The organism is Roseicyclus amphidinii (genome assembly GCF_030163755.1).
Classification (GTDB): domain Bacteria; phylum Pseudomonadota; class Alphaproteobacteria; order Rhodobacterales; family Rhodobacteraceae; genus Roseicyclus; species Roseicyclus amphidinii.
The window spans coordinates 1-9,223 of record NZ_JASJOE010000089.1 but is presented as its reverse complement, the minus strand read 5'-3'; the positions used below and the strand labels follow the sequence as shown (position 1 = coordinate 9,223).

The 9,223-nt window shown below is 67.1% G+C and carries 9 protein-coding genes; all 9 read right to left on the bottom strand.

All coding sequences use genetic code 11. The annotated features are described in order from the left end of the window. The coding region (locus QQK83_RS17810; protein WP_284266573.1) for an SH3 domain-containing protein at positions 1-370 on the bottom strand (370 nt) is incomplete at its 3' end. Positions 371-422: 52 nt separating this feature from the next. After that, positions 423-1,811 carry a dihydrolipoyl dehydrogenase gene (gene lpdA, locus QQK83_RS17805; RefSeq protein WP_284266571.1) on the bottom strand — a complete coding sequence of 463 codons (1,389 nt, stop codon included), beginning with the start codon at positions 1,809-1,811 and terminating at the stop codon, positions 423-425. Between the two features lie 72 nt (positions 1,812-1,883). Beyond that, positions 1,884-2,288, bottom strand: coding sequence for an MAPEG family protein (locus QQK83_RS17800; protein WP_284266570.1), 405 nt, complete (start codon positions 2,286-2,288; stop codon positions 1,884-1,886). Continuing rightward, a complete protein-coding gene (locus tag QQK83_RS17795; RefSeq protein ID WP_284266568.1) occupies positions 2,285-2,515 on the bottom strand; it encodes a hypothetical protein in 231 nt (76 codons plus the stop codon). Before QQK83_RS17795 ends, QQK83_RS17800 begins: the two co-directional genes overlap by 4 nt. Continuing rightward, positions 2,512-2,766 (bottom strand): BrnT family toxin, encoded by a 255-nt coding sequence (locus QQK83_RS17790; protein WP_284266566.1) that lies wholly within the window; start codon positions 2,764-2,766, stop codon positions 2,512-2,514. Before QQK83_RS17790 ends, QQK83_RS17795 begins: the two co-directional genes overlap by 4 nt. Positions 2,767-2,912: 146 nt before the next feature. Next, positions 2,913-4,415, bottom strand: coding sequence for a 2-oxoglutarate dehydrogenase complex dihydrolipoyllysine-residue succinyltransferase (odhB, locus tag QQK83_RS17785; RefSeq protein ID WP_284266564.1), 1,503 nt, complete (start codon positions 4,413-4,415; stop codon positions 2,913-2,915). Positions 4,416-4,420: 5 nt separating this feature from the next. Next, positions 4,421-7,384, bottom strand: coding sequence for a 2-oxoglutarate dehydrogenase E1 component (locus tag QQK83_RS17780; RefSeq protein ID WP_284266563.1), 2,964 nt, complete (start codon positions 7,382-7,384; stop codon positions 4,421-4,423). Between the two features lie 142 nt (positions 7,385-7,526). Then, complete coding sequence (gene sucD, locus QQK83_RS17775) at positions 7,527-8,408, bottom strand: succinate--CoA ligase subunit alpha (RefSeq protein WP_284266561.1); 882 nt, start codon at positions 8,406-8,408, stop codon at positions 7,527-7,529. Positions 8,409-8,549: 141 nt separating this feature from the next. Further along, entirely contained in the window at positions 8,550-9,098 is a 549-nt protein-coding gene (locus tag QQK83_RS17770; RefSeq protein WP_284266559.1) for a hypothetical protein, read from the bottom strand. Positions 9,099-9,223: the final 125 nt, after the last annotated feature.

Genomic DNA, 9,223 nt, shown 5'->3' with positions numbered 1-9,223 from the left:
CTGGTGGCGCGCCCGTGACTGGGTGTGCGGCTTCAACTTCCTGCCCTCGACGGCGGTGAATTTCCTCGAGATGTGGCACCGCGACAGTTTCGACGCCGCCACCATCGAGCGCGAGCTGGTGGTCGGGAAGCCAGCCGCGGGTGCCGTCTTCGGTTTCGCAATACGACCAGCCGTTGCGCTGCTCGAGGCGCGTGACGCGCTGGCCCCCGGACACGGTCAGTTCGGTGCTGTCGAAGTCTTCTGTCGCGCGGCCGTTCACCACCAGCCCCTCCGGCAGCCAGCCGCCGAGCCCTTCGGCATCGGTCGTCCAGCGCCAGCCGGGGTTGTCGGGGTCGGTGTGGTGCGTGTCGAGCGCCTGCCCCCGCGCCACCTTGAGCGCGGGGGTGTAGCTGGCGTGCCAGCCTTCGATGAGCGTCAGCCGCTCAGCTATGGATCGGCCCGTCGCCGCAGGCGAGTGCCGCTTCGCGCACCGCTTCGGAATATGTGGGGTGCGCGTGGCAGGTCAGCGCAAGATCCTGCGCAGAGGCGCCGAATTCCATGGCGACGCAGATCTCGTGGATCAGGTCGCCCGCCATCGGGCCGATGATATGCGCGCCGAGGATGCGGTCGGTCTCCTTGTCGGCGAGGATCTTGACGAAGCCGTCGGCGGCGAAATTGGCCTTGGCGCGCCCGTTGCCCATGAAGGAGAACTTGCCGGCCTTGTAGGCACGGCCCTGATTTTTCAGGGTTTCCTCGGTTTCACCGACGCTTGCGACCTCGGGGTGGGTGTAGATCACGCCGGGGATCACGCCGTAGTTCACATGGCCATGCTTGCCCGCGATGACCTCGGCCACCGCCATGCCTTCATCCTCGGCCTTGTGGGCCAGCATCGGGCCGGTGATCGCGTCGCCGATGGCGTATATGCCCTTGATATTGGTGGCATAATGGCTGTCGGTCTTGACCTGCCCGCGCTCGGTCATCTCGACGCCCAACTCCGACAGGCCGAGGCCGTCGGTGTAGGGCTTGCGCCCCGTCGCCACGAGCACGACATCGGCGTCCACGGTGTGTTCGCTGTCATCCTTGCGCAGCTTGTAGGTGACCTTGGCCTTGCTCTTGGTCGTCTCGACCGACTGCACCGCCGCGCCGAGCGTGAAGCCGAGGCCCTGCTTGGCCAGAAGCCTTTGAAATGTCTTGCAAACTTCGCCGTCCATGCCGGGGGTGACCTGGTCGAGATACTCGATGACCTGCACCTCGGTGCCGAGGCGGGCGTAGACGCTGCCCAGCTCGAGGCCGATGACGCCCGCGCCGATCACGACCATCTTCTTCGGGATCTTCGACAGGCTCAACGCGCCCTCGGAGGTGACGACGATCTTCTCGTCGATCTCGATGCCCGGCAGGGCGGAGGGCGTGGAACCCGTTGCGATGATTACATTTTTCGCCTCGTAAATCTCGTCGCCGACCTTGACCTTGCCGGCTTCGGGGATCGAGCCCCAGCCCTTGAGCCAGTCGATCTTGTTCTTCTTGAACAGGAATTCGATGCCCTTGGTGTTCTGGCCGATGACATCGTCCTTGTAGGATTGCATCTGCGTCCAGTCGACCGAGGGGGCTTTGCCCTTCAGGCCCATCTTGGCGAAATTGTGTTCCGCTTCATGGAGTTGGTGGGAGGCATGCAGCAGCGCCTTGGACGGAATGCAGCCGATGTTGAGGCAGGTGCCGCCGAGCGTCTCGCGGCCTTCCACGACGGCGGTCTTGAGGCCGAGCTGCGCGCAGCGAATGGCGCAGACATAGCCGCCGGGGCCGGAACCGATGATGATGACGTCATAGCTGGACATGGGGTCCTCCTGTCGAAATTCGGGCGTACACAGGGCGTACACACCCTGTACACACGCTGTACATACGGGATGTCACGCGCCGCCGCCGCCGAAAAGGGCGGCGAGAAGCATGACGAGCGTGGCAAACCAGCCCAGTGCCCAGACGAGGCTGCGGCCCGGCGCGAGGCCGAGGGCATAGGCGGGAACGTAGAGGATGCGCGCGACCAGGTAGGCCCAGGCGCAAGCGGCGGTCAGCGCGCTGGCGCTGCCCGAGAGGGTGACGACCATCACGGCGATCCCGAAGAGGATCAGCCCCTCGAAATGATTGTTCATCGCGCGCTGCAGACGGCCCGCGGTGCCGGTCAGCTCGACCTTTTCGTCGCGGGGGCCCATGGCGGCCTTGGACCCCGCCTGCGCGTTGCCGGCGATGGAGTAGAGGACCATCTGGGCCATCTGCAGGAGGGCGGCGAGGGTGAGGACGGTGAGTTCGGGGGTCATTCTGCTGCCAGCAATGCCTTGGCGCGGAGGATGAGATCATCGACCGGCGCGCCTGCCTCGTGCGCGGCAAGGATGTCTTGCAACGCGTTGCGATAGTCGAGGCTGTGGCGCGCGAGAACCCTGGCCAGTTCCGGATCGTCCAAGGCAGGCTTTGCGTTGGCGAAGAAGCTTGCGTCGAGTTCGGGGGCGTCGTCGATCTCGTCGGGCTGGTCCTGGGTGGCGGTCATCTTGCTTCTCTCGCGTTCGCGTTGCGCAGGGATATCACGCGGATTGTTCCCGCGCGCAGGGTATAGATCAAGACGTGGTCCCGATTGCCGATCTTTCCAAGGGCGATCATGCGGGTTTCGCCATGGTCGCGCCGCCGGTCTTCGGACTGGATGGCGGTTGCCCAGTCGAAACCGTGGACGGTCTCGAAAGCGACCCCATGCTGCTCGAGGTTGGCTGCCGCCTTGTCCTCGTCCCAGTCATAGAGCGACACGATCGGAGCCCTCGGGGGTCATGGGTTCGGTCCGGTGATGCCGGGCCGAAGCCCGGCCTGCGTGCTTGTTGCGGGGCGTGCCGGGCTGAAGCCCGGCCTACGGCGGCCGTGAGGCGGTAGGCCGGGCTTCAGCCCGGCCCCCTTGATCACAGGTCCATCAGCAACCGCCGCGGATCTTCCAGCGCCTCTTTCACGCGGACGAGGAAGGTCACCGCGCCCTTGCCGTCGACGATGCGGTGGTCGTAGCTCAGCGCCAGATACATCATCGGGCGGATGACCATCTCGCCGTTGTAGACCATCACGCGGTCCTGGATCTTGTGCATGCCGAGGATGCCCGACTGCGGCGGGTTCAGGATCGGCGAGGACATCAGCGAACCGTAGACGCCGCCGTTGGACAGGGTGAAGGTGCCACCCTGCATCTCGGCCATGGACAGCTTGCCGTCACGGGCGCGACGGCCCTTTTCGCCGATCTCCTTCTCGATCTCGGCGAAGCTTTTCAGGTGAACGTCGCGGATCACCGGCACGACGAGGCCCTGCGGGGTGCCGGCCGCCACGCCCATGTGGACGTAGTTCTTGTAGACGATCTCGGTTCCGTCGATCTCGGCGTTGACCTCGGGGACTTCCTGCAGGGCGTGGACGCAGGCCTTGGTGAAGAAGGACATGAAGCCCATGCGCACGCCGTGCTTCTTCTCGAAGGCGTCCTTGTACTCGTTGCGGATGTCCATGATCGCGCCCATGTCGACCTCGTTGTAGGTCGTCAGGATCGCGGCGGTGTTCTGCGCGTCCTTGAGGCGGCGGGCGATGGTCTGGCGCAGGCGGGTCATCTTGACCCGTTCCTCGCGCGCGGCATCCTCGGCCGGGCTGGGCGCGCGGGGCGCTTGCGCGGCGGGCGCGGGGGCAGAGGCCACGGGCGCGGGCGCGGGGGCGGAGGCGGCTTTCATCACGTCTTCCTTCATGATGCGGCCGTCACGGCCGGTGCCTTTGACCTGATCGGCGCTGAGGCCCTTTTCGGCCATCAGCTTTTCGGCGGAGGGGGCGTTGGCCACGTCCTTGCCGCCCGCGGCAGCGGCGGGGGCTGCTTCGGGGGCCGCTGCCGGAGCGGGGGCGGCACCGGCGGATCCGCCCGAGATGACGGCGAGCTTGCCGTTCGCCTGAACGGTGTCGCCTTCCTTGGCGACGATCTCGGAGAGCGTGCCCGAGGCGGGCGCGGGCACCTCGACCGAGACCTTGTCGGTCTCGAGCTCGCAGAGCATCTCGTCCTGCTGGACCGCATCGCCGGGTTGCTTGAACCAGGTGGCGACGGTGGCCTCGGTCACGCTTTCGCCCAGCGTGGGGACCATGACGTCGACCGCGTCACCGCCCTTGGGCGCTTCGGCGGGCTTTGCGGCGGCGGGGGCGGCAGCCGCGCCCGCGCCTTCGGTCAGGGTGGCGAGCAGGGCGTCGACGCCCACGGTCTCGCCTTCGCCGGCGACGATGTCGCCGAGCGTGCCAGCGGCGGGCGAGGGAACCTCGACCGTGACCTTGTCGGTTTCCAGCTCGCAGAGCATTTCATCGACGGCCACGGCATCGCCCGGCTTCTTGAACCAGGTGGCCACGGTCGCCTCGGTGACGCTTTCGCCCAGGGTGGGGACGCGGACTTCTATGGACATGTTCGTTACCCTTCGATGGTCAGCGCATCGTTCACGAGCGCGTTCTGTTGTGCCTTGTGCTGGCTGGCGAGGCCCGTCGCGGGCGAGGCCGAGGCCGCGCGGCCCGCGTAGCGGGGGCGGGTGTGCTTGGCGCCGATCCGGGTCAGCACCCATTCGAGGTTCGGCTCGACATAGCTCCAGCCGCCCTGGTTCTTGGGCTCTTCCTGGCACCAGACGATCTCGGCGCCCTTGAAGCGCTCGAGCTCCTTCATCAGCGCGAGCGCCGGGAAGGGATAGAACTGCTCGAGCCGGAGGAGGTAGACATCGTCGATGCCGCGGGCGTCGCGTTCCTCGAGCAGGTCGTAATAGATCTTGCCCGACGAGATCACGACGCGGCGGATCTTGTCATCGGCGGCCAGCTTGGTGTCGGAATGCCCCTTTTCGGCGTCATCCCAGAGCACGCGGTGGAAGCTGGAGCCGGTGGTGAAATCCGCGGCGTCGGAAATCGCCAGCTTGTGACGCAGGAGCGATTTCGGCGTCATCAGGACCAGCGGCTTGCGGAAGCTTCGGTGGATCTGGCGGCGCAGGATGTGGAAGTAGTTGGCGGGCGTGGTGCAGTTGGCGACGATCCAGTTGTCCTCGGCGCACATCTGCAGGAAGCGTTCGAGACGGGCCGAGGAATGCTCGGGGCCCTGGCCTTCGTAGCCGTGGGGCAGGAGCATCACGAGGCCCGACATCCGCAGCCACTTGCGTTCGCCGGACGAGATGAACTGGTCGAACATGATCTGCGCGCCGTTGGCGAAATCGCCGAACTGCGCTTCCCACATCACCAGCGAGTTGGGCTCGGCGAGGGAGTAGCCGTATTCGAACCCGAGAACCGCGTATTCGGAGAGCATCGAGTCGATGACCTCGTAGCGCGACTGCCCCTCGCGGATGTGGTTGAGGGGGTAGTAGCGGTCTTCGGTCTCCTGGTCGATCAGGCCGGAATGGCGCTGGGAGAAGGTGCCGCGCGTGCTGTCCTGCCCGGCAAGGCGGACCGGATAGCCCTCGGTCAGGAGGGAGCCGAAGGCGAGCGCCTCGGCGGTGGCCCAGTCGAAGCCCTCGCCGGTCTCGAACATCTGCTTCTTGGTCTCGAGCAGGCGGCCCACGGTCTTGTGCAGGGTGAAGCCCTCGGGCGCGGTGGTCAGGGCGCGGCCGATCTCGGCCATGGTCTCGGGTTTGATGGCGGTTTCGCCGCGCTGGTATTCCTCGCCCTCGCGGTTGAGGTGCGACCAGCGCCCGTCCAGCCAGTCGGCCTTGTTGGGCTTGTATTCTTTTCCGGCCTCGAACTCGTCGTTGAGCTTGGCCTGGAAGGCGGCCTTTGCATCCTCGATCTCGCCCTCGGGGATCAGCCCGTCCTTGACCAGACGCTCGGTATACAGCTGGAGCGTGGTCTTGTGGCGCTTGATGCGGTTGTACATCGCCGGGTTGGTGAACATGGGCTCGTCGCCCTCGTTGTGACCGAAGCGGCGGTAGCAGAAGATGTCGAGCACCACGTCGCGGCCGAATTTCTGGCGGAACTCGGTGGCGACCCTGGCGGCGTGGACCACGGCCTCGGGGTCGTCGCCGTTGACGTGGAAGATCGGCGCTTCGACCATCAGGGCGATGTCGGTGGGGTAGGGGCTGGAGCGGCTGAAATGCGGCGCGGTGGTGAAACCGATCTGGTTGTTCACCACGATATGCATCGTGCCGCCGGTGCGGTGGCCGCGCAGGCCCGACAGGCCGAAGCCTTCGGCCACGACACCCTGGCCTGCAAAGGCCGCGTCGCCGTGCAGCAGGACGGCCATGACCTGCCGCCGCTCGGTGTCGCCCAGCTGGTCCTGCTTGGCGCGGACCTTGCCGAGAACGACGGGGTTCACTGCCTCGAGGTGCGAGGGGTTGGCGGTGAGCGAGAGGTGGACGGAATTGCCGTCGAACTCGCGGTCGGAGCTTGCCCCGAGGTGGTATTTCACGTCGCCCGAGCCGTCGACATCCTCGGGCTTGAAGCTGCCGCCCTGGAATTCGTTGAAGATCGCGCGATAGGGCTTGCCCATCACGTTGGCCAGCACCGACAGGCGGCCGCGGTGCGGCATGCCGATCACGATCTCCTTCAGACCCAGCGCGCCGCCGCGCTTGATGATCTGCTCCATCGCGGGGATCAGCGCCTCGCCGCCGTCGAGGCCGAAACGCTTGGTGCCCATGTATTTCACATGGAGGAACTTTTCGAAGCCCTCGGCCTCGACCAGCTTGTTCAGGATCGCCTTGCGCCCCTCGCGGGTGAACTGGATTTCCTTGCCGTAACCCTCGATCCGCTCTTTCAGCCAGCTGGCCTGTTCGGGGTCGGAGATGTGCATGTATTGCAGCGCGAAGGTGCCGCAGTAGGTGCGCTTCACGATCTCGACGATCTGGCGCATCGAGGCCATCTGGAGGCCGAGCACGTTGTCGATGAAGATCGGCCGGTCCATATCGGCCTCGGTGAAGCCGTAGGAGCGCGGATCAAGCTCGGGGTGCGGGGTCTGGTCGCGCATCCCCAGCGGGTCGAGGTCGGCGACGAGGTGGCCGCGGATCCGGTAGGCGCGGATGATCATCAGCGCGCGGATGCTGTCCAGCACGGCGCGCTGGACCTGCGCGTCGGTGATCTCGACGCCCTTCTCGGCGGCCTTTTCCTTGATCTTCTTGCCGGCGGCCTTGGCCTCCTCGGCGGCGGGCATCGCCCATTCGCCGGTCAGCGCGGCGGTCAGGTCGTCGCTGGGCGTCGGCGGCCAGTCGCGGCGCGCCCAGCTCGGCCCTTGTGCTTCGGCCTGCGCATCCTGCGCGGGGTCGCCGAGGGCGGCGAAGAAATCGCGCCATGCCTCGTCCACGGCATTCGGATCGTTCGCGTATTGCGCGTAGAGCTGTTCGAGATAGGCCGCGTTGTGGCCCTGCATGAAGCTGGAGGCGTGGAACTGGTCGTTGGGGCTCTGGTCGGTCATCCTGTGGTCCTCCCGGACGGTCGAAATGGCTTCGGGCGCTGAAGCCTCGGGAAAAGGGTCCGTGCCGGGCCCTTGTCACGCGGCTTCGAGGGGTGCGGTGGAACCGGGCGCCCCGCGGTCGGGGCACCCGGCAGGTTTCGTGTCAGCCGATGGCCTTCAGCACGGCCTCGCCGAGGCCCGCGGGGCTGTCGGCCACCACGATGCCTGCGGATTTCATCGCCTCGATCTTGCTTTCGGCGTCGCCCTTGCCACCGGCGACGATGGCGCCCGCGTGGCCCATGCGGCGGCCCGGAGGGGCGGTGCGGCCCGCGATGAAACCGGCGGTCGGCTTCCAGCGGCCGCGCTTCTTCTCGTCGGCGAGGAACTGGGCGGCTTCTTCTTCCGCCGAGCCGCCGATTTCGCCGATCATGATGATCGACTGCGTCTCGGGGTCGGCGAGGAACATCTCGAGCACGTCGATATGCTCGGTCCCCTTGATCGGGTCGCCGCCGATGCCGACGGCCGAGGACTGGCCCAAGCCCACGTCGGAGGTCTGCTTGACCGCTTCATAGGTCAGCGTGCCCGAGCGGGACACGACGCCGACCGAGCCGCGGCGGAAGATGGAACCGGGCATGATGCCGATCTTGCAGGCGTCGGGCGTCATCACGCCGGGGCAGTTCGGCCCGATCAGGCGCGATTTCGACCCTTCGAGGGCGCGCTTGACCTTCATCATGTCGAGGACCGGAATGCCCTCGGTGATGCAGACGATCAGCTCCATCTCGGCGTCGATCGCCTCGAGGATCGAGTCGGCGGCGAAGGGCGGCGGCACGTAGATCACGCTGGCGTTGGCGTCGGTGGCGTGCTTCGCCTCGTGGACGCTGTCGAAGACCGGCAGGTCGAGGTGGGTCATGCCGCCCTTGCCGGGCGTGACGCCGCCGACCATTTTCGTTCCGTAGGCGATGGCCTGTTCGGAGTGGAAGGTGCCCTGCGAGCCGGTGAAGCCCTGGCAGATCACCTTGGTGTTTTCGTCGACGAGAACGGCCATGTCTGTCCCTTTGTCGTTATTGGAAGAGGAGCCCGCCGGTCACATCGGGCTTGCGGCCCGCGGAGATCGGCGAAGGGGGGGCGGAATGCGCGCTGACACGGTCGGCACGCGGCAAGGCATCGGCGGGGATGCGGGGGGCGGTCATTGCGCCACCTCCGGCTTCAGCCGCTCGACGTTGAGGAAGGTCTCGGGGCCCGCGTCGGTGTCGCGGATGCCGACATGCACCACGGCGGCCACGCGCGGGTTGAGCTGGCGGCCCTCGATGAAGGCGGTGCCGGGCGCGGGGGAATGGGTGATCGGCAGCGGGATCGGCGTGCCGAAGACCGGCGGGCGTGCCATCAGCGCCAGCAGCGCCTCGGTCGCGGGGGCGGTGTGGTCGCCGGGAAAGGCCACCTCGCAGCGGCGGTCGGTGCCGGGTGTCACCTGCAGGGTCGTCGGCTGCAGGGTGATGTCGTAGAACTCGAGCCGGAAGGGCAGGCCCACCCCGCCTTCGGCGGCGACGAAGTCGCGCATCCGCCCGTCGGCCGCCTCGGCGGTGAGGCCGCGGACGGTGCAGGTGTCGGCGAAGGCACCGATGGCGAGATCGGCGGTGGCGGGCGGTGCGCCTGCGCTGGCTGCGCGCAGGGCGATCAGGACGAGGAACAGCGTGGCGCCGACAAGGTGAAGGGCGGACCAGAGCGCGCGTCTCATGCGGCGGCCTCCGTTCTGTGGGGGGCCGGCAGGTCGGCGAGCGCAAGGCCCGCGGGCCCGGCCGCGGCCTGCAGCTCATGGGCAAGCGCATCGGTGACGCGGGCGAGCGCGGGCTGGCCCATGTC